General features: G+C 74.0%; 14 protein-coding genes and 1 other RNA gene. 9 read left to right on the top strand and 6 right to left on the bottom strand.

Annotation, left to right across the window (positions count from 1 at the left end; all coding sequences use genetic code 11):
• Positions 1-359: 359 nt before the first annotated feature.
• Positions 360-710, bottom strand: coding sequence for a hypothetical protein (locus tag ACSIH6_RS30600; RefSeq protein ID WP_017567946.1), 351 nt, complete (start codon positions 708-710; stop codon positions 360-362).
• Between the two features lie 228 nt (positions 711-938).
• Here ACSIH6_RS30600 and ACSIH6_RS30595 point away from each other — a divergent pair, with 228 nt between their 5' ends.
• Together ACSIH6_RS30595 and ACSIH6_RS30590 are read left to right on the top strand one after the other, a co-directional pair.
• Positions 939-2246 (top strand): MFS transporter, encoded by a 1308-nt coding sequence (locus ACSIH6_RS30595; protein ID WP_435111807.1) that lies wholly within the window; start codon positions 939-941, stop codon positions 2244-2246.
• Between the two features lie 95 nt (positions 2247-2341).
• On the top strand, positions 2342-3001 hold the full coding sequence (locus tag ACSIH6_RS30590; protein WP_435111806.1) for a helix-turn-helix domain-containing protein: 660 nt from the start codon (positions 2342-2344) through the stop codon (positions 2999-3001).
• A gap of 15 nt (positions 3002-3016) precedes the next feature.
• On the opposite strand, the gene ACSIH6_RS30585 is transcribed toward ACSIH6_RS30590, so the two are convergent.
• Both ACSIH6_RS30585 and ACSIH6_RS30580 read right to left on the bottom strand, forming a co-directional pair.
• The gene (locus ACSIH6_RS30585; protein ID WP_435111805.1) at positions 3017-3880 is read right to left on the bottom strand and encodes a deoxyribonuclease IV; all 864 of its coding nucleotides are present in this window, start codon (positions 3878-3880) and stop codon (positions 3017-3019) included.
• Between the two features lie 230 nt (positions 3881-4110).
• Positions 4111-5523, bottom strand: a complete 1413-nt coding sequence (locus ACSIH6_RS30580) for an FAD-binding oxidoreductase (protein ID WP_435111804.1) — start codon at positions 5521-5523, stop codon at positions 4111-4113.
• Positions 5524-5585: 62 nt separating this feature from the next.
• On the opposite strand from ACSIH6_RS30580, the gene ACSIH6_RS30575 reads away from it, so the two are divergent.
• The 6 genes from ACSIH6_RS30575 (at position 5586) to ACSIH6_RS30550 (ending at position 9977) form a co-directional block, all read left to right on the top strand.
• On the top strand, positions 5586-6548 hold the full coding sequence (locus ACSIH6_RS30575; protein WP_435111803.1) for a helix-turn-helix transcriptional regulator: 963 nt from the start codon (positions 5586-5588) through the stop codon (positions 6546-6548).
• A 70-nt stretch (positions 6549-6618) separates the two neighbouring features.
• A complete protein-coding gene (locus ACSIH6_RS30570; protein WP_435111802.1) occupies positions 6619-7482 on the top strand; it encodes a Nif3-like dinuclear metal center hexameric protein in 864 nt (287 codons plus the stop codon).
• Positions 7483-7580: 98 nt separating this feature from the next.
• Entirely contained in the window at positions 7581-8342 is a 762-nt protein-coding gene (locus ACSIH6_RS30565; protein ID WP_435111801.1) for a zinc ribbon domain-containing protein, read from the top strand.
• Entirely contained in the window at positions 8339-8980 is a 642-nt protein-coding gene (locus ACSIH6_RS30560; RefSeq protein WP_435111800.1) for a histidine phosphatase family protein, read from the top strand. Before ACSIH6_RS30565 ends, ACSIH6_RS30560 begins: the two co-directional genes overlap by 4 nt.
• Positions 8981-9032: 52 nt before the next feature.
• Positions 9033-9418, top strand: an RNA gene (gene rnpB, locus ACSIH6_RS30555) — RNase P RNA component class A.
• A gap of 409 nt (positions 9419-9827) precedes the next feature.
• A complete protein-coding gene (locus ACSIH6_RS30550; protein WP_017567933.1) occupies positions 9828-9977 on the top strand; it encodes a hypothetical protein in 150 nt (49 codons plus the stop codon).
• Here the strand turns inward: ACSIH6_RS30550 and ACSIH6_RS30545 are convergent.
• The 3 genes from ACSIH6_RS30545 to ACSIH6_RS30535 form a co-directional block, all read right to left on the bottom strand.
• Positions 9926-12289 carry a SulP family inorganic anion transporter gene (locus ACSIH6_RS30545; RefSeq protein WP_435111799.1) on the bottom strand — a complete coding sequence of 788 codons (2364 nt, stop codon included), beginning with the start codon at positions 12287-12289 and terminating at the stop codon, positions 9926-9928. The two genes, ACSIH6_RS30550 and ACSIH6_RS30545, sit on opposite strands and share 52 nt — an antisense overlap.
• Before the next feature lie 339 nt (positions 12290-12628).
• Complete coding sequence (locus ACSIH6_RS30540) at positions 12629-14926, bottom strand: hypothetical protein (protein ID WP_435111798.1); 2298 nt, start codon at positions 14924-14926, stop codon at positions 12629-12631.
• Between the two features lie 352 nt (positions 14927-15278).
• Positions 15279-15935: a YbhB/YbcL family Raf kinase inhibitor-like protein gene (locus tag ACSIH6_RS30535; protein WP_435111797.1), complete on the bottom strand. Its 657-nt coding sequence runs from the start codon at positions 15933-15935 to the stop codon at positions 15279-15281.
• A 322-nt stretch (positions 15936-16257) separates the two neighbouring features.
• Between ACSIH6_RS30535 and ACSIH6_RS30530 the strand changes: the two genes are divergently transcribed.
• A complete protein-coding gene (locus ACSIH6_RS30530) occupies positions 16258-19542 on the top strand; it encodes an AfsR/SARP family transcriptional regulator (protein WP_435111796.1) in 3285 nt (1094 codons plus the stop codon).
• The last annotated feature ends 103 nt before the right edge of the window (positions 19543-19645 follow it).

Below are 19645 nucleotides of genomic sequence, written 5' to 3'. Positions count from 1 at the left end.
AAGGACATTGTCATCCCGTTGGCCCCGTGTCCCAGGTTCGCGCACTGTGGCGGTGCTCTCGCACGCGCTCTCACGCTGGCTCCCGCGCGGGGAGCGGCGGACGCGACGCGGGGTCTTCGGCGGGGCGGCTTCGCAAAGAACGGGGCGGAGCGGTCCCCGTGCGCGGGGCCGGTCTCTGCGGTCGGAGGCGAGGGGAGGCGGTCGGAGACGGTCGGGGTGAGGGAACCCGGGGGTGGCGGCGCCCGGGTTCCCCGCTTCCAGGAAAGCGGAAGGGGCCGGTCGGCGCCAGCCCCCGTCACCGCCTGTGGACAACCGCGCCGTGACTCCCGCCGACGGGCACGGGACGCGCCCGTGCCGGGTCAGCCGTCGGTCTCGTTGAGGTAGTCGGGGGCGTAGTACTCGTCGAGGGGGAGGGGACCCCGGTAGCCCTGGCACATGCACTGGCGGTAGGTGGAGCTGGCCTGTCCGGTCCAGCGGCCGGGGATGACCACCTGGGTCTGGCACCTCTTGGTCTGCTGGTCGTGGAAGACCAGGTGGTGGCCGCAGCCGCAGAGGGGCTGGGGGTTCTGCGGTGAGCCCAGGGCTCTGGCCTGTTCCTGCCTGCGCTGCTGGTCGAGCGCCTCCCGCGTCTGGCGTTTGGTCAGTAGGCGGCCGAACAGGAACCCGCCGAGAGCGATGGTGGCTCCGAAGACCATGGAGACCGGATCCATCCGGCGACACCTCATTCCTTGAGCCGGGGCCCGCCCCGTTCCTGGGGCGTCCTCCCCATTGTCGCCTATGACGCGCCTGTGGACGCGGGGGGACGGCGGCCTTCCTCCGGGCTCCTCTGCGTGAGCGGACGGCCCCGGAAAGTATGACAAAGAAAAGTTTGCATGCTTATCTTTGCAAAGAAACCTTTGGCTTACGGTGGGGGGTATTCCGAGCCCTGGAGGAACCGCATGACAGCCGCTGTCCCCCGTCCCGCCCCACCGCCGAGCACCGACCGCCTCGGCGGGACCTTCCACCGCTTCTGGGCGGCCGGCGCCCTCACCAACCTCGGCGACGGCATGCTCGCCACCGCGCTGCCGCTCATCGCCGCCACCCTGACCCACGACCCGCTCGCCGTCTCCGGCCTGGTGGCGGCGCGGTTCCTGCCCTGGCTGCTCGTCGCGCCGTTCTCGGGCGTGCTGCTGGACCGGGTCGACCGCCTCCGTGCCATGACGGTCTCCAGTACGGTCGCCGCGGTCGCCGTCACCGCCCTGGCCGTGCTGATCGCCACCGGAGGCGCCACCCTCTGGGCCCTGTACGTCACGATCTTCGTGGTGGTCTGCTGCGAGACGGTCACCGACCCCGTCACCCGGATCACCGTGTCGCGGATCGTGCCCGGCCGCCTGCTGGACCGCGCCAACAGCAGGCTGGAGGGCGGTCGCCTGGTCGCCCAGGACTGTGTGGCCACCCCCGTCGCCGGTGTGCTCTTCGCGGTCGCCGCCGCCCTGCCCGTGGCCGGGACGGCTCTGTCCTACGCCCTGTGCGCCGTGCTCGTGGTGACCGTCGCCCTCATGCTGCGGCGCGTTCCCGACCCGGCCGAGCCCACCGACGCCACGGAGAGCGGTGAGGGCGCGGAGTCCGGCCGGGACGTGCTGCGCTCCTTGCGGGAGGGCTTCGCCTACGTCTTCGGACAGCCACTGACACGGGGCCTGGCGTTCAACAACGCCGGAATGATGATCGGCATCCAGATGGCCACCTCGGTGCTGGTCCTCTACGCCCAGGACGTGCTGGGCGTTCCCGCGGCCCTGTACGGGCTCTTCCTGGCGTCGATCGCGGTCGGAGGCGTCCTGGGGGCGGTGCTGGCCTCCCGGCTCGTCGCTGGCCTCGGCCGCAGGACGGCCATGATGGGCGGCTACCTGGGGATGGGGGCGTGCCTGTTGGCGGTGGGCCTGGTGCCCAACGTCTGGGGCGCCGCCCTCGCCTGGGGCGTGCTGGGTCTGTGCATGACGGTGACCAACGTGTCCGGTTCCCTGTTCTTCCAGGCCGTGGTCCCCTCCCACCTGCGCGGTCGGGCGGCCGCCGCCTTCCGCATGGTCGGCTGGGGACTGTCACCGGTCGGCGCGCTGCTCGGCGGTCTGCTGGGCCGGGTCGACCTCGCCCTGCCCTTCCTGGTCGGCGGGCTGATCATGGTGGTCACGCCGCTGGTCTTCCGCAGGGCCGTCGCCGAGTGCGCGCGACTGTCCGACGAGGCCACCGCGTCCGCCGCTGGCGGCCGCTGATCCCGTCCCGGGTTCCGTCGCACCTCCGTCCATGCCGCAAAGAGACCTTTGCAGCGCACTGTTTGCGAAGAGGTTCTCCCAGTACGGTGAGGTCCATGACCGACGACGACGCCGACGTCCCCTCCGACTCCCATGAGCAGATGCGGGTCAGCGCCCAGGCCCTGCGGGGCCTGGCCCACCCCCTGCGCGCCCGCCTGCTGGACGAGCTCAGGCTCAACGGCCCGGCCACCGCCACCATCCTGGGCCAGCGCCTGGGGGAGAGCAGCGGCGCCACCAGCTACCACCTGCGCCAGCTGTCGCGTTACGGGTTCATCGACAACGAACCCGGGCGCACGGGCGGACGCGAGCGCTGGTGGCGGTTGCGGCCCGGCGGCTGGAGCATGTCGGGGCACGAGTTCCTCAGCAACCCCGAGACCCGGGTCGCTGCCCGAACCGTCCTCGGCCGTCTCTACCAGCAGAAGCAGAAACGGTTCGCGGACTGGACCGCGCTGGTCCGTGACAGCCCGGACCTGCCCGCGGTACGGCGCTGGAAGGACGCCGCCAACGACTCCACGAGCCACGCCCGGATGACCCCGGAGGAGGCGGCCGAGTTCGCCGACGCGCTCAACGACTTCCTCCGCTCCTGGGGGAGGCGCTTCCAGGGGCGGACCCCCGAGAGCCACCCCGACACCGACTCCGTCCAGGTGGACACCGCCGTCTTCCCGATCCTGCCCGAGGCCGAGGGCAGGTCGGACAGGACCGCCGAGGAGGCCTGACCGCTCCGGCGGTGGTCAGGCCTCACGCAGCTTCTTGAGCGCGGCCACGTCGGCGGTGTGCGGGCCGGCCGGGCCGGGGGTCTCCAGGATCAGCGGCACCCCGGCGCTCACCGGGTGGCGGAACAGCTCACCGAACGGCTCCGCGCCGATGTGCCCGGCGCCGATGTTCTCGTGCCGGTCCTTGCAGCTGCCGCAGGCGGCCTTGGAGTCGTTGCAGTGCACGATCTTCAGCCGGTCGGCGCCGACCGCCTCGCCGAAGCGGTCCAGGGCCGCGCGCATGCCCTCCACCGTGGAGATGTCGTGTCCGGCGGCGAACATGTGCGCGGTGTCCAGGCACACGCCCACGCGCGGGTGCCACTCCAGCACCTCCAGGTAGGCGGCCAGGTCGTCGATGGTCGCGCACAGTACCTGGCCCTGGCCGGCCATCGGCTCCAGCAGCACCGGCGGCACGTCCTCGCCCAGCCTCTCCAGCAGCGGCATCAGCCGTTCGCGGGTGCGCGACAGGCCGACCTCGCGTCCGCCGGAGACGGCCGAGCCGGTGTGCACGACCACGCCCAGCGCGTCGATCTGGGACGACCGGCGCAGCGCGTGCTCCAGGGAGCGCACCGACTTCTCGGCGGTCTCCTCGCTGGGGGTGCCCAGGTTGATCAGGTACGGGGCGTGCACGAACACGGGCAGGTCGGTGCGCTCGCGCATCCGCGCGTCCTGCGCGGGGTCGCCCCCGTTGGTAGCCCACCCGCGCGGGTTGGACACGAAGACCTGGACGGTCTCGGCACCGATCTCCTCGGCGTAGGCCAGGCCCTTGTCGGCCATGCCGCCCGCGACCGGGACGTGTGCGCCGACCGGGGACGGGGGCCGCTGCTGCTCACTCTTCTCCATAGCCCAACAAGCTTAGGGGCCGGTCGGAGCAGCGGGTCCGTGCCGGTGCTCACACCGGTCCGCCCACTCGGGACGGGGCGGCGAGGGCGGTCGCCGCCCCGTCCGGCCGCGACGGCTGGGCGTACCGGAGCCGTCCGTCTCCGCTCCGCGGGTCCGCGGCACCGCGCGGCCGGAGCCGTCGGGAGCGCTCACCGCTCCCGACGGCGGGTCCGGTGCGGGTTCCGCCCCGGTCACCAGCCCCCGGGCGGGATCGGGCGGTTGGAGTGGAACATCGCGTGCGGGTCGTATTCGGCCTTGACCCGGGCGAGCCGCGCGTGGTCGCGCTCGTCGAAGGTCTCGCGGACCTCGGCCTCGTCCATCGGCCCGAAGCCCAGTGTGAACGAGCGGCCCACCGCGTGCGGCTCGAACAGCGCCGCGGCCCGCTCGCGCAGGTCGCGCATCCCCTCGGTGTCCTCGGCCTCGGCGAAGGTCAGGACCGTCAGCGCGTAGGCGGCGCCTCGGTGCCCGACCGCGTTGGCCACCCGTGGCTCCCGGGCCAGCGCCCCGCCCAGGTGGCGCAGCCAGACCACGCAGAAGAACGGCGCCTCGCCCGTCATCCGGGCCAGCTCGGCCAGCGCCTCCCCGTCCAGCCGGTCCACCAGCACGCTGCGGCCGCGGAAACCCGCCTGGTCGTGGTGCTCGTCGAAGACCGCGCCCGACTCGCCGTAGGGCAGTTCGCGCAGGGTGTCCGCCAGCACAGGGGCGGCCGAGCGCAGCGGCTCCACCGCCTTCGCTCCCTCTTCCACGGGGCCCGACCAGGCCACCGACACCTGGGCCACCTGGCGCCCGCGCATCGGCTCGGGCACGCCCTCCACATCCGGGTAGACCATCACGGAGGTCCCCGAGGTCATCTCCTCGGGCACCGTCTCGGCCCACCGCCGCCAGGCCTCCAGTGCGCCCGGTTCGGTTCCGGCGTCCAGGAGCAGGCTTCCGCCGTAGATCCGCGCGACCGGGAACAGGTCGATCTCCATGCCGGTGACCACGCCGAACGCGCCCGCGCCGCCGCCGCGCACCGCCCAGAACAGGTCCGGGTCGCTGTCCTTGGTGATCTGCCGCAGGCGGCCGCCAGCGGTGACCAGGTCCACGCGCCGCACGTGGTCGGCGGCGAACCCGTACCGGCGGGCCAGCAGCCCCACGCCGCCGCCGAGCGTGTAGGAGACCGCGCCCACCCCCGGTGAGCTGCCCGACAGGGGCGCCAGTCCGTGCTCGGCTGCCGCGTCGGTCACCGTCCGCCAGGTGGCCCCGGCCTCCACCCACGCCGTGCTCCGGCCGGGGTCCACCCGCACTCCGTTCAGGCGGCGGGTGACGACGAGGACGCCACCCACCATGCCCGCGCCGAGTCCGTGCCCGGTGAGCTGTGCCGACACCCGCAGTCCCCGCTCCGAGGCCCAGGCCACGGCGGCGCGCACGTCCTGGGCGTCGACCGCCTCCACCACGGCGTCGGGCCGGTGTCGGTCCAGCAGCTGCATTCCGGTGCGGGCCTCGTCGTAGGCGTCGGTCCCGGGCGCGTGCACCGGCCCGCTCACCCGTCCGGCCAGGTCCCCCAGCGTGTCCGTGTCGCTCGTCGTGCTCTTGGCGCTCTTGGCGCTCGTGGTCTCGTCCATGTCGGCCACCGTAGGAACCCATGCGGTCACAACATGGCCGCGATCTCTGGCAGTCTGCGTCCATGGGCGAATCCGTACGCGGGGAGATGCCACAGCGGCTGCTGCGGCTGCTGTCGCTGCTCCAGGTCCGGCGCGAGTGGAGCGGCGCGGAGCTCACCGAGCGGCTCGGCGTCAGCGCCCGCACCCTGCGCCGCGACGTCGAACGGCTGCGCGGGCTCGACTACCAGGTGGAGGGCAGGCCCGGAGTGGCGGGCGGCTACCGCCTGGCCTCCGGAAGGGACCTGCCCCCGCTGCTGCTGGACGACGAGGAGGCCGTCGCGATCGCCCTGGGCCTGGTCACCGTCACCGGGGTCCAGGACAGCGCGCTGCGCGCCCTGGCCAAGCTCGAACGCGTCCTGCCCGCCCGCCTGCGCCCGCGGCTGGCCGCCGTGGGCGGCGCCACCAGCGCGGTGCCCCACCCCGACGTCCCCGGTGTGGACCCCTCCGTCCTGGGGGTGCTGGCCTCCTCCTGCCGCGACCTCGCCGTCACCGACTTCGACTACCGCGACCGGGAGGGCAACGCCCGCGAACGCCGGGTCGAGCCGCACCACCTGGTCTCCCACGGCGGGCACTGGTACCTGATCGCGCACGACACCGACCGCGCCGACTGGCGCACCTTCCGGGTGGACCGCGTCAGCGGCCCGCGGCCCACCCACCGGCGGTTCGAGCCGAGGCCGCTGCCCGCGCCCGACCCTGCGGCCTTCCTCACCCGCCTCTTCGCCGCGGGCGTCTACAGCCACACCGCGCACCTCACCCTGGAGATGCCCGCCGAGGCCTTCCACACCCGCTTCCACGGCCCCCTGCCCGGCCGGGTCGAGCCGCTGGACGGTCACCGCTGCCGGATCCGGATCAGCGCCGACTCCCTCGACCTGGTGTGCCAGTACACGGCGGCGGCCTTGGCCCTCGGCGTCCCCTGCGCCCTGGAGGCCCCGCCCGAGGTCGTCGAACGCCTGCGGGGGATCGGCGCGCGCCTGGCCCTTCCGTGAACCACGACCGGCTGTGAACCACGGTCGGCTGTGAACCACGACCGGCCGGAGGAGCGCTAGGGTCGGGGCCGTGAACACCGATTCCGCGCACCTGACCCTGTCCGACGTGACCGCCGCCTTCGAGCGGGTCTATCCGCCCGCGTGGGCCGCCTCCTGGGACGCGGTCGGGCTGGTGGCGGGCGATCCCGCGCAGCCGGTCGCGCGGGTCCTGTTCGCCGTCGACCCGGTCGACGCGGTCGTTGACGAGGCTCTGAACTGGGGCGCCGACCTGGTCATCACCCACCACCCGCTGATGCTGCGCGGTGTCACCAGCGTGGCCGCCAACACCCCCAAGGGACGGATCGTGCACCGGCTCATCCGGTCGGGGACCGCCCTGTACACCGCGCACACCAACGCCGACACCGCCTCACCCGGGGTGTCCGACGCGCTGGCCCGCGCGGTCGGTCTCACCGGGCCGCTGCGGCCCCTGGACCCCGACGCCACCGACCCCGAGGGGCGCCGCGGCATCGGCCGGATCGGTGCCCTGGAACGGCCGGTGCTCCTGCGCGAGTTCGCCGAGCAGGTGGCCCGCGGGCTGCCCGCCACCGCCGCCGGGATCCGTGTGGCGGGGGACGTGGACCGCCTCGTGAGCACGGTCGCGGTGTCCGGGGGAGCCGGGGACTCCCTGCTCGGCGCGGCCCGGGCCGCCGACGTGGACGTGTTCGTCACCTCCGATCTGCGCCACCACCCCGCCTCGGAGTTCGTGGAGAACCCGGGCGGTCCCGCCCTGGTCGACACCGCCCACTTCGCCAGCGAGTGGCCCTGGCTGGCCGACGGTGCGCGCCACCTGGTCGACGCACTCGGGCGCGCGGGTGGCCCGGATGGGGCTAACGTGGAGGTCCGTGTCTCGACGACGGTCACGGACGCCTGGTCACAGGCCGTCTCACACGTCTGAGAGAGCCCACAGGCCCCGCAGGGTCGCCGACCAAACTGGACAGAGTAGAGCGCGGGCGGCGTACTCGCCTTCCCCAGCCATCACAGGAGACGTCACACGTGAAAGCCGAACCCGCCGCACAGGCCAGACTCCTCACCCTCCAGGACCTGGACACCGACCTCCAGCGCCTGGACCACCGCGCGCGTACCCTGCCCGAGGTCGCCGAGGCGGCCCGGCTCAAGGAGCGGGTGGACCAGATCGACAGCGAGCTGATCACCGCCCAGACCGGGGTATCCGACGTCGAACGCCAGCAGCGCAAGGCCGAGAGCGACGTCGACCAGGTGCGCACGCGCGCCGACCGGGACGCCACGCGCCTGGAGTCCGGGCAGATCACCAACGCCAAGGAACTACAGAACCTCCAGTCGGAGATCACCTCTCTGGGCCGCCGCCAGGCCGAGCTGGAGGAGATCGTCCTGGAGGTGATGGAGCGCGCCGAGGAGCTCAACGCCGAGGTGGCCCGCCTGACCGCCGAGCGCGAGCGCGTCGTGGCCGAGTACACCGAGATGGTGGCCCGCCGAGACACCGCCGCCGCCGGAATCCAGTGGGACCGCACCCGGGCCACCCAGGACCGTGAGCGCGTGGCCGAGGAGATCCCCGCCGACCTGCTCGCCCTCTACGACAAGATGCGCGCCCAGTACGACGGCGTGGGCGCGGCGCCGCTGCGCTACGGCCGCTGCGGAGGCTGCAAGCTCGCGCTGAGCACCGTCGAACTCAACGAGATCCGCGCCCAGGCCGCCGACGAGGTCGTGCGCTGCGAGGACTGCCGCCGCATCCTGGTCCGCACCGAGGAGTCGGGTCTGGGCGGCCGGACCGAGCGGTGAGCACCGGCTGGGGGGCGCCGCCCGACACCGCACCGACCCGGCTCGTCCTGCTGCGGCACGGGCAGACGCCGCTGTCGGTGGAGCGCCGTTTCGCGGGCCGGGGCGACATCCCGCTGACCGAGGACGGGCACGCGCAGGCCAAGGCGGCCGCGTGCCGCCTGGCCCCGCGGCCGTTCGGCGCGGTGGTGTCCTCGCCGCTGCGGCGCACCAGGGACACCGCGGCCCACGCCGCCGAGGCGCTCGGGCTGCCGGTGGAGATCGACGAGGGGTTCGTCGAGACCGACTTCGGGGCCTGGGAGGGGATGACGTTCGCCGAGGCGCGGGCGCAGGCCCCGGCCGAGGTGGACCGGTGGCTGGCCGATCCGGAGACGGCGCCGCCCGGCGGGGAGAGCTTCGCCGCGGCCTCCCGCAGGGTGGCCGCCGCCCGCCGGGCCCTGGTCGAGCGGCACCGGGGGCGCACCGTCCTGGTGGTCACCCACGTGACCCCCATCAAGGCGGTGGTGCAGCAGGCCCTGCTCGCCCCGGTGGAGGCGCTGTACCGGATGCACCTGGACACCGCGTGCCTGACCGAGGTGGACGTGTTCGCCGACGGTCCCATGGTGGTGCGCTCCCTCAACGACACCGCCCATCTGGTGTGAGGGTTCGAGGAGGAACGGGGTCGCTGCGGCGGGCGTAGAATGGGCGGCGAGGGGAGTCGGCCAGGCGGCCGCGGACCGCGCCTGGTGCGCGTGTTCGAGGAAAGTCCGGACTCCACAGGGCAGGGTGGTCGGTAACACCGACCCGGGGTGACCCGCGGGACAGTGCCACAGAAAGCAGACCGCCACCGCTCGCGGTGGTAAGGGTGAAACGGTGGTGTAAGAGACCACCAGCGGCCGGAGTGATCCGGTCGGCTCGGTAAACCCCACCCGGAGCAAGGTCAAAAAGGGAACCTCCGGGTTCCCGCGCGGATGTTCGAGGGCGGCCCGCCCGAGTCCGCGGGTAGACCGCACCGAGGCCGTCGGCAACGGCGGTCCCAGATGGATGGCCGCCCGGTTCCTCGGAACCGACAGAATCCGGCTTACCGGCCGACTCCCCTCACACACCTCCCTGAGCAGGCGCTCCGCGCGGGGGAGACGGCCGTGTTCGCTCTCCGTTTGCTCCCAGAGGTCAACCGGACCGCAGGAGCAGGTTGGTTCCCCGTGCCCGGCCCCCGTATGAGCCGGGACGGTGCGGTCCCACCCGTGGCGTTCCGGCGGGTGGGGGCCCCGAGCGGCGTGCCGGGGGCCGCGCCCGTCCGGACACGGCCCTCCTCGGACAGGACCGGGGACCGCTCCCGGCGCACGGGTACAGTCCTACAGCCCGCCGGTGATGGCCCCGTGCCCGTGCACACCGATAGATTGGCCCCTGCGCTCCCTATCCCGGGCGAGCTCCGGAGCGCGTACGCCCGTGGGCCGACATCCGGGGTCGGGCCCAGCGGGCATCCGCGTTCACGGGAATGGGTGACTCTTGTTCGACTCCACCGCCTTCTGGGTGGCTCTCTTCGGTCTGCCGGTCCTGGCCATCGTGGTGATCGTCCTGCTCGCCTCCTACCAGGCCTCAGGCGTTCAGCAGGACGGACGCGACGACGCGCCCGACGAGGACTCCTCCACCAGCTGATCCCCGTGGTCCGCATCCGGCCTCGTGTGGGGCACGGGGTCGTTCACGTCCTGGACGCCCCGCACGGGGGCGAACTCCCCCGTCTCGGCGTCCAGAAGGTGCACCCTCGCCGTCTCCAGGTCGTAGTACATCCCCGTCAGTGTCAGCTCGCCCGCCTCCGCCCGTTCGCGCACCACCGGGTAGCTCATGAGGTTGCCGATCTGCGCCTCCACGTTGGCCTGCGCCAGGCGGCGCAGCGCCTCCGACGTGGGCAGGCCCGCCAGGGCGCCCGACTCCTCGCCCACCCGCACCAGGCTCTCCGAGCCGTTGGACAGCCAGCGGCGCATGTGCGACGCCGCCTCGTCCGCCTCCAGGTGGGCCTTCTCCAGCAGGGCCTGCATCGCGCCGCAGTGGGAGTGGCCGCACACCACGATCGAGGGCACCCGCAGCACGTTCACCGCGTACTCGATCGCCGCTCCCACCGACCCGTTGTCGGGGGCGTCGCGCGGCGGCACCAGGTTGCCGAGGTTGCGCACGGTGAACAGATCGCCGGGTCCGCTCGCGGTGATGAGGTTGGGCACCACGCGTGAGTCGGCGCAGGTGACGAACAGCGCGGTCGGGTTCTGGCCGTGCGACAGACGGCTCATCACCGACCGCATCCGGTCGGTGGTGCTGGCGTGGTACTCGCGGGCACCGGCCGCCAGCAGGCCCAGCGCGTTCACCCCGCGGTCGCCGTCACCGCGCATCCCCCAGGGGGCCCACCCGCGGGCCAGGCCGCCGGGCGCGGTCTTGGCGGCCGGCGCCGACCGCGTGGAGCTGCGCGTGTACCACTTCTCGTGCACCTCGTCGATGTCGACGTTGCCGCCGGTGCGCTCGTGGTCCACCCGCCAGGCGTGGATGGCCTCGAAGGCGGCGTGGTCCATGAAGTCCACGTGCAGGTCCAGGTCGACCCGGGATCCCGAGGGGACGGTGCGCAGCACGTGCGCCAGCCGGGGCACGCCCAGGAAGGTGAGCGAGCCGTGCACGGTGATGTGCACCCGGTCGTCGCGCTCCTCGGTGGTCACGGTCAGCTTGGTGAGCCTGCGCAGGGAGACGATCATGGCCAGCCCGAAGCCGATGAACACGCCCTCCAGGAGTCCCAGGAACACCACGCCGAACAGGGTCACCAGGTAGACGCTGGCCTCGTGGTGGCGGCGCAGGTCGCGCAGGTGGGCGACCGAGACCATCTGCACGCCGATGAACACCAGCAGCGCCGCGAGCGCGGGCATCGGGATCAGCTCGACCACGTGCGCGAACAGGGCGACGAACAGCAGGATCCACACGCCGTGCAGGATGGTCGAGAGCGGGCTGCGCGCCCCGGCGCGTACGTTGGTGGTGCTGCGCACGATCACACCGGCCACCGGCAGCCCGCCCAGGGCGCCGCTGAGGGTGTTGGCCGCGCCCTGGCCGCACAGCTCGCGGTTGAGTATCACCCGGCGGCCGCTGTGCATGCGGTCCACGGCGATCGCGGCGAGCAGGGACTCGACGCTGGCGACCATGGCCACGGCGGCCACGCTCAGGGCGATGCCGTCCCACTGTCCGGCCTCGGGCAGCATCGGGCCGTTCCAGGCGTCGGCGAGGGAGTCGGGCAGGGCGACGGTCTGCACCTGCCAGCCGCTCGTGGTGGAGATGAGGGTCGCGGTGGCCACGGCGACCAGCGCGGCGGGCACCACGGCGGGCCGCAGCCGCCCGAGGGAGGGCAGCCTGTTCCAGGTGAACATGATCGCGATGGTGATGACGCCGACCGCGACGGCCGGGGTGTGGTTGTTGGCGATCTGGTGGGGCAGGTCGGCGATGTTGGCCATCGCCGAGCTCTGCGGTTCGCCGCCCAGGACCACGTGCAGCTGGGCCAGGGCGATGGTGACGCCGACCCCGGCGAGCATGCCGTGCACCACGGCGGGGGAGACGGCCAGGGCCGCCCGGGCGATGCGGAAGGCGCCGAGGGCGAGCTGGACCAGCCCGGCCAGCAGGGTGATCAGGCAGGTCACCCGCCAGCCGTAGGTCATGATCAGGTCGGCGACGATGATGGTCAGACCGGCGGCGGGGCCGCTGACCTGGACCACGGACCCGCCGACGAGTCCGGCGACGATCCCGCCGACCACGGCGGCGATGATCCCGGCGATGAGAGGGGCGCCGGAGGCGACGGCGATCCCCAGGGACAGGGGGACGGCGACCAGGAAGACCACCAGTGAGGCGCCGACGTCGGCGGCGATCCCCCTGTGGCGGTCGGGACGGTGCCCGGGTGAGGCCGTGGGCGGCCTCTCGGGCGTGACTCCCTGGGCGTCGTTGCGCATGGTTACTCCGTTCGGGTTGGACCAGGCAAGTGATGCGTGGGCGCACGGGGACTGCGGTGTCCGGATCGGGGGGTCTGCGTGGATACGCGGGATGAGAGGGCGTTCCTGAGGGTGCCCTCGTCATCACCAACTGTAGCCAGTTTCCGCCACGGAGTGTTACGGTCTGTTGTTCGCTTGGTAACCATTTTCCTGTCTTCACATGGCCTGGGAACAAATCCGGACAGAGAAAACCCCGAGGTGGTGGGCTCTCCCACTGCCTCGGGGTGTGAAGTGATGTACCTCTCGTGCGGCCTGAGGCCCGGAAAGGGTCGTTACCGCGTGTTGCGGGTGTCCGGAAGGTCAGATGAAGCGGCCGTCCTCGTACCCGCCCTCGTAACGGTTGCGGTCGTGGCCATGCGGGTCGCGGGAGTCGGCCGGGTACGGTCCCGGTGCCTGCGGTCCGCCGGGGTGCCGCTCCTCCTCGCCGGACTGCCAGTCCCGCGCGGGCGGGAAACCGCCGTAGCCGGGCTGCCGCGGTTGCTGGGGCTGGCCGCCGGGCGGGTAGCCGCCCGGGTTCCCGGGGTAGCCGCCGGTGCCCGCGGCCGGGTAGCCGAACGGGGGCTGTTCGCCGTAGCCCGCGACGGCGTCCCCGCGCACCTGGTCCACCTGGTAGCCGCCCGTCGGGTAGCGGCCCTGCGGGTACCCGGGAGCCTCACCGGGGAACGCGGACGGGTAGCCGGGCTGGCCGACCGGTCCCTGGCCGAACGGCGTCGGCGGCTCCGGGGTTCCGGAACCGCCGGTTCCGCCAGGGAGGCCCGTCATACCGGGAACGCCGTGGACGCCCGGGGTCCCGAAGGCGCCGCCGTCCTCCTGGCCGCCCCACAGCGGGGGGTTGGGGTCCGGCTGGGCCGGACGGCTGTGGCCGCCGGTGTCGTAGGGGGAGCGGTGGTGGGTTCCGGTGTCGTAGTCGTTGCGGTTGAAGGAGTCGGTGTCGTAGGAGGGGCGGGTGTGGTTGCCGGTGTCGAACTCGGGTCGTCCGGTGCCGGGCATGCCGTAGTCCGCGTGGCTGTGGGCGCCGGTGTCGTAGGGGGAGCGTTGGTGCGTCCCGCTGTCGTAGGGGGAGCGGTGGTGGGTTCCGGTGTCGTAGTCGTTGCGGTTGAAGGAGTCGGTGTCGTAGGAGGGGCGGGTGTGGTTGCCGGTGTCGAACTCGGGTCGTCCGGTGCCGGGCATGCCGTAGTCCGCGTGGCTGTGGGCGCCGGTGTCGTAGGAGGACCGCTGGTGCGCTCCGGTGTCGTAGGGGGAGCGGTGGTGGGTTCCGGTGTCGTGGGACGTCTCCGACCGCGACCGGTAGCCGCCGGTCAGGGGGTCGGCGGGGTCGCTCGCGCCGCCCTGCCCGCCGCCGAAGCCGAGCTCGGAGCGCTGGTGCGCGCCGGTGTCCATGCTGGACCATATCGGCGAACTCGTGCTGGTGTCCGGAGCCGGAGCCGGAGCCGGAGCCGGAGCCGGGGGCCGAAACGTCGGGTCGAGCGGGTCGCCGGGGGACGTGCCCCGCGCACCGGCGGTCCCCGGGTAGTCCGAGCGGCTCATCGACCCGCTGTCGTAGGAAGAGCGGCCCTGGAACGGGTCTCCCACGGACGGGACGGGGCCGGACCCGCCGAGCGGGTCGCGTCCCGAGGAGGACCCGAGCGGATCGCGGTTACCGGACGAGGAGCCCAGCGGGTCGCGCGCACCGGCGGAGGACCCCAGCGGATCGGTCGGGGAGGGTGAGTAGGAGGAGGCGCGGGGCGACCACGAACCGGTGCCCAGGGGATCGTCGGCGGCCGAGGCCGCCGGTGCGGCGGGCTGGGAGGGCTGGGGAACCCCCTGCGGGGGTGTGGCATCCCGCGCCGGGGGAAGCGCGGAAAGCGGCGGAGCCCCCGGCGGCAGGGCGCGCTCGTCCTCACCGGGCGGTTCGGCCCCGCGCCGCCTGCGGCCCCGGCTCCGCGACGGCTCCTCCTCGTCCTCCACCGGCTGGGGCGCGCTGCCCTGGCCCAGGCTGGCCAGCATGGCCAGGTCCGCGGAGGGGTCGCTGCTCCTGCGGCCTCCGGCGGCGGGCAGGACCGTGGTGGCTCCGGGAGGCCCGGACGCCTCCTCGTCCTCGTAGTCCCCGTACCCGTCGTCGTAGTCGTCGTCCTCGTACTCGTGCGCGGTCACGGTGACGGCGGAGTCCCGGTCCCCGCGCCCGTCACGTGCCCCGGAGGGCCGCTGGGCCGGGCCGTCCTCGCCCAGGCTCGACCAGAAGTCGTTGTCGGAGAGGGAGTCGTCATCGTCGTCCCAGTCCGCGTCGAGCTTGCGCCTGCCCCGGGGACGCCGCTCCGCCCTGGCGCCGCCGCCCTGGCGGGACCGGCGGCCGCGTCCGCGCGGCTCAGGTTCCCCGTCGTCCTCGTCCTCGTCCTGGTCGGAGTCGCGGCCCCGGCTCCGGTCGCGGGCCCGCTCCCGGCCGCGGCCGCGCGGCCGCTCCTCGTCGCGGTCGTCGCCCTCGGCGTCCTCGTTCTCGTACTCGTCGTCGTAGTCGTCCTCGCGGGAGCCGGAGCTCAGCGCGCGCATGCCCAGCAGCAGGAGCACGAGCACGGCGAGCACGACGATGACGGCGATGATGATGATGACGGTGACGGTCATGGTGTACGCACTACCTTGGGGAGGTCGGCCGCGCCCGGGTCGCACCGGTGACCGGCCAGGAGAAGGCCGGTCGAGGGGAGGCGGTGACCTCCGGGGACCGCGGTGATCCGGTGGGTTCGACCTGCGCTTGCGGGGGGACGCAGGCGGTCCGGTGCGGTTTCGGGTCAGGGCGCCGCGCGGCGAGTGGACGAGTATCGGTCATCTGAAATGGGGCGGGGGCACAGACCCACTGTATGCGCTGTCGTGCTCCGTGTGCAGAGGGCGACGGGAGCTTCCTCCAGGAATCACCGTGACCCCGGATCCGTCGGGTCATCCGGGGCCGATCCGGAGGGAACGCCCGCGGTGAACTATGTCACTCGCTGCGTGTGACCAGCGAACCGCGGGCGACGGCCTGCTCCGCGATCGCCTCCAGGGAGGCGCTCAGCGTCGCGCCCTCGGGCAGGTCCAGCGGGCTCTGGAGGGCGTACACGGTGAACCGGTACTCGTAGGCCTCGTCGGGCTCGGGGCAGGGCGGGTCGTAGGCGGACCCGCCGATGCTGTTCTGGCCCTGCTTGGCGTCGGCCGGCACGGTGTTCTGGCGCAGCTCGACCAGTTCCGGGTCCAGGTCGTAGACCACCCAGAACACCTGCGCCACCTGCGGGTCGTCCATCACCAGCGCGATCGACCCGGCCTCGTCGGGAAGCCCCGACCAGCTCAGCGGCGGCGAGTACGCCTGCTGGGCCTCCTCGGGGTCCTCGGAGCCGCCCGTGTCGCCCTCATCCTCCGCGGTGGTCTCGGCCGCGCCCTCGCAGGAGTAGGCCGCGGGAAGCGGTTCGCCCTCCTGCATCAGCGGGCTGGTGACGTTGATGTCGTCGGGCATGTCGCCGTTCTGCGCGGGGGAGAGGATCCCGCAGCCCGTGGTCAGGGCCACGACGGCCCCGGCCGCCACCGCGCCCGCGCGCGTACCGGGGGACGGGCGGGCCGTACGCGGTGCACCGGTGGTCCGGGGGAAGGGGAGGGCCGGGAACAATGGGACTCCTGCTTTTCGGGCCGTGGAGGCGAGCATCTCGGTGACGCGGGCGCGGCGCTGAGGAGACCCGGCGCCGGACCGGCGGGGAACGGGCGGCTCCGCGGGCGGGCGCCGACGACACGTTCCCCAGCGAACCTTACTGCGGTCAGGCGGGCGTTCGGTCTCCCGTCCACGCCCGTGCGGTCCCCCACGGGCCGCGGACACCCGCGACCGCGCCCCCGCGCCCCCGTCCGCGCCCCGCCGGTTTCAGCCCGGCGAGAACGGGACGCGGGCGGTGCCGTAACGGAGAGCGTTCGTCCGTGCGATCGGTGATCATGGGTCGGTGCGATTCTCCATCCTCGGGCCCCTGACGGTCCACGACGCGTCCGGGCGGCCCGTCGCCATCGGCGGCGCGCGCCTGCGCACGCTGCTCACCCTCCTCCTGCTCCGGCCCGGCCAGCGGATCGCCAACGACGAGCTCACCGACGCCGTCTGGGCGGGGAGTCCGCCCGCGTCGGCGGGCAACGCCCTCCAGGCCCTGGTCTCCCGCCTGCGCCGCGTGCTGGGGGAGGGCGCGCGCATCGACGGGGACGCCTCGGGCTACCGGCTGGCGGTCGAGCCCGGCCAGGTGGACCTGGCCGAGTTCGAGTCCCTGGTCAGGCGGGGGCGGGCCGGGCTCGCCGGGGGGAGGGCCGCCGACGCCGCCCGCGACCTGGGTGAGGCCCTCGCCTTATGGCGCGGACCGGCCCTGTCGGACCTGACCGCGCACGGCCTGGCCGAGGACACCGCGCTGCGCCTGGCCGAGACCCGCCGCGCGGCCCTGGAGGACCGCCTGAGGGCCCTGGCCGACCTGGGGCTGTACACCGAGGTCCTGCCCGAGGCGGAGGCCCTGTGCCGACGCGAACCGCACCGCGAGGGTCCCCTCGCGCTCCTGGTGCGCGCGCTGGCCGCCACCGGCCGCACCGCCGACGCCCTGGCCGCCTACGAGCGCTTCCGCTCCCACCTGGCCGACGAACTGGGCCTGGACCCCTCACCCCAACTGCGCGACCTGCACCTGAGGCTGCTGCGCGGCGAACTCGACGCGCCCCGCTCCGCCGAGCCCTCCGCCCCGCCCCCGGCTCCGCCCCCACCCCTGCGCCTGCCCGCCACCCTGACCAGCTTCGTGCCGCGCGACACCGAGGTGGACACCGCCGTCGACCTGCTCACCCGCGAGCGCCTGGTCACCCTGCTGGGCCCCGGCGGCGCGGGCAAGACCCGCCTGGCGATCGAGAGCGCCTCCGCGCTGGCCGTGCGGGCGCCCTCCCTGCTCTCCCGCGGCGGCTGGTTCGTCGAACTCGCCTCCAGGACGGCGGTGGACATCCCCCAGGCCCTGGCCTCCGCGCTGGAGTTGCGCGAGCACGCCGTGCTCCAGGCGCGCTCCGCCGCTCCCACGGCCCCCGCCGCGCTCGTTCCGCTCCTGGAACGGGTGGTCTCCTTCGTCGGCGACCGCCCCGTCCTCCTCGTCCTGGACAACTGCGAGCACGTCGTCGAGGAGGTCGCCCCCACCGTGGCGACGCTGCTGGCCCGGTGCCCCGGCCTGCGGATCCTGGCCACCTCCCGCGAACCCCTGGGCGTGCCCGGCGAACAGCTCCTGCCCGTCCCCTCCCTGGACCTGCCGCCCGAGGGCGCCAACGCGGACCGGGCCGCCGCCTGCTCCTCGGTCATCCTGTTCGCCGAACGCGCCGCCGCCGCGAGCCCGGGCTTTCGCGTCACCCCCGACAACGTCGCCCACGTCGTCCGCGTCGTCCGGGAGCTGGACGGCCTGCCGCTGGCCCTGGAGCTGGCCGCCGCGCGCCTGCGCTCCATGAGCACCGCCCAGCTCGCCGACCGGCTCCGCGACCGCTTCCGGCTCCTCACCGGGGGCGCCCGGTCCGCGCTACCGCGCCACCGCACCCTGCGCGCCGTCGTCGACTGGAGCTGGGACCTCCTCGACGAACCCGAGCGCCGCCTGCTGCGCCGCCTGTCGATCTTCGCCGGGGGAGCCACCCTGGAGGCCGTCGAACGGGTCTGCGCCGACCCCGGCACCGAGGGGGAGATCGGCGGCCACGACGCGTGGACCGTCCTGTTCGCCCTGGTCGACAAGTCCCTGGTGGTCGCCGACAGCCCCGACCGGGACGACACCCCGCCCCGCTACCGGCAGCTGGAGACCGTGCGCGCCTACGCCGTCGAACGCCTGGCGCGCAGCGGGGAGGAGGAGCGCGTCCGTGACGCCCACGCCCGCCACGTCCGCGACCTGTGGCGCTGGGCCGACCCGCTGCTGCGCGGCCCGCGCCAGGGGGAGCTGCTCGCCCGCCTGGCAGCCGAGGCCGACAACTGCGGCGCCGCCGTACGCTGGGCCGTCGAGCGGCGCGACGCCGGACTGGCCCTGGACCTGGTCGAGTGCACCCAGTGGTACTGGACCCTGTGCGGCTCCTGGCGCCAGCTCCACCAGTGGGCCGTGGACGTCCTGGACATGGTCGGCGACCGGGTGCCCGAGGGACGCGCCGCCGCCTACGCCAGCTGCCTGTTCCAGCGGGCCGACACGACCATCGACCACGAGGCGGTGCTGGAGCGTATACGCGAGGCCGAGGCCGTCCTGGAACAGGCCGGGCAGCGGGCCGAGGAGCACCACATGCTCGTCTACGGCCTGGTGTACAGGGCGCTGCTGGAGGGAACCACCGGCGCCGCCCACGAACGCCTCGCCGCCGCGGCCGACCAGCCCGACCCGTGGATGCGGGCCCTCGTGGGACTGCTGCTGTCCCTGTTCGACGCGGTCAACGGGCGCGTCGGACGGTCCACGGAGCGCGCGAACGCCGCTCTGGAGCAGTTCCGCGCGTGCGGCGACACCTGGGGCGAGTGCCAGGCGCTCGTCCAGGTCGTGGACGTGTACCGGTTCGAGGACCTCGACCGCTGCCGTGACCTGCTCTCCCTCGGCGTGCGCAGGGCCGAGGACTCGGGGCTGGAAGCGCTGGCCTGGGTGTTCCGCGTCCGCCGGGCCCAGGTCCTCACCGACCTCGGCGACCTGGAGGCCGCGCGCGAGGACCTGTGGGAGCTCCTCGGCTCCGAGCGGCCCGTGGAGAAGGAGCACATGGTGCTGCTGCGCCTGGCCGAGGGCCAGTGGCTGCGGGACGCGGGGGAGCCGGACGCGGCCCGCGAGGTCCTGGACAGGGCGGGTGAGGACCTCAAGGGCCTGGGCGGGTTCTCCCCCGTCTACGTGGAGGCGGGCTGGCGGACCCTGTACACCACCGTCGCCTGGAAGGCCGGTGACACCGGGGAGGCCTGGGAGCACGCCCGGCGTGCGTGGCGGCTGGCCGACCACGGCCTGGGCCCGGTGTGCGCGGAGGTCCTGGACACCCTCGCGGTGATGGTCGTCGGGCGGGAACCGCGGCGCGGCGCCTGGCTGCTGGCCTGCGCCGAGGCGCTGCGCGGCATGGCCGACACCGCAACGCCCCTCGTGGTGCGGGCCCGCGAGAGCGCGCGCCGGGAGCTGGGCGGGCGGGAGTACGCCCTCGTCGTCGCCGGGGTCCGGGACACCCGCGCCGACCTGATCCACGGGCTCGTGGACGCGTGGCTGGCCGCGGACGCGCCCGGCGGCGCGGAGCGCCCCTGATCCCTGCCCGCCGTGTCCGGAGCCGCCCGGGGAGGCGTTCCCGAACGGCGGGGGGGGGGGGGGGGGGGGGGGGGGGGGGGGGGGGGGGGGGGGGGGGGGGGGG

It is taken from the genome of Nocardiopsis synnemataformans (assembly GCF_965343085.1).
Taxonomy (GTDB): Bacteria; Actinomycetota; Actinomycetes; order Streptosporangiales; family Streptosporangiaceae; genus Nocardiopsis; species Nocardiopsis alborubida.
Note: the sequence above shows the minus strand (reverse complement) of the source record. Positions and strands in the feature narration are given on the sequence as shown.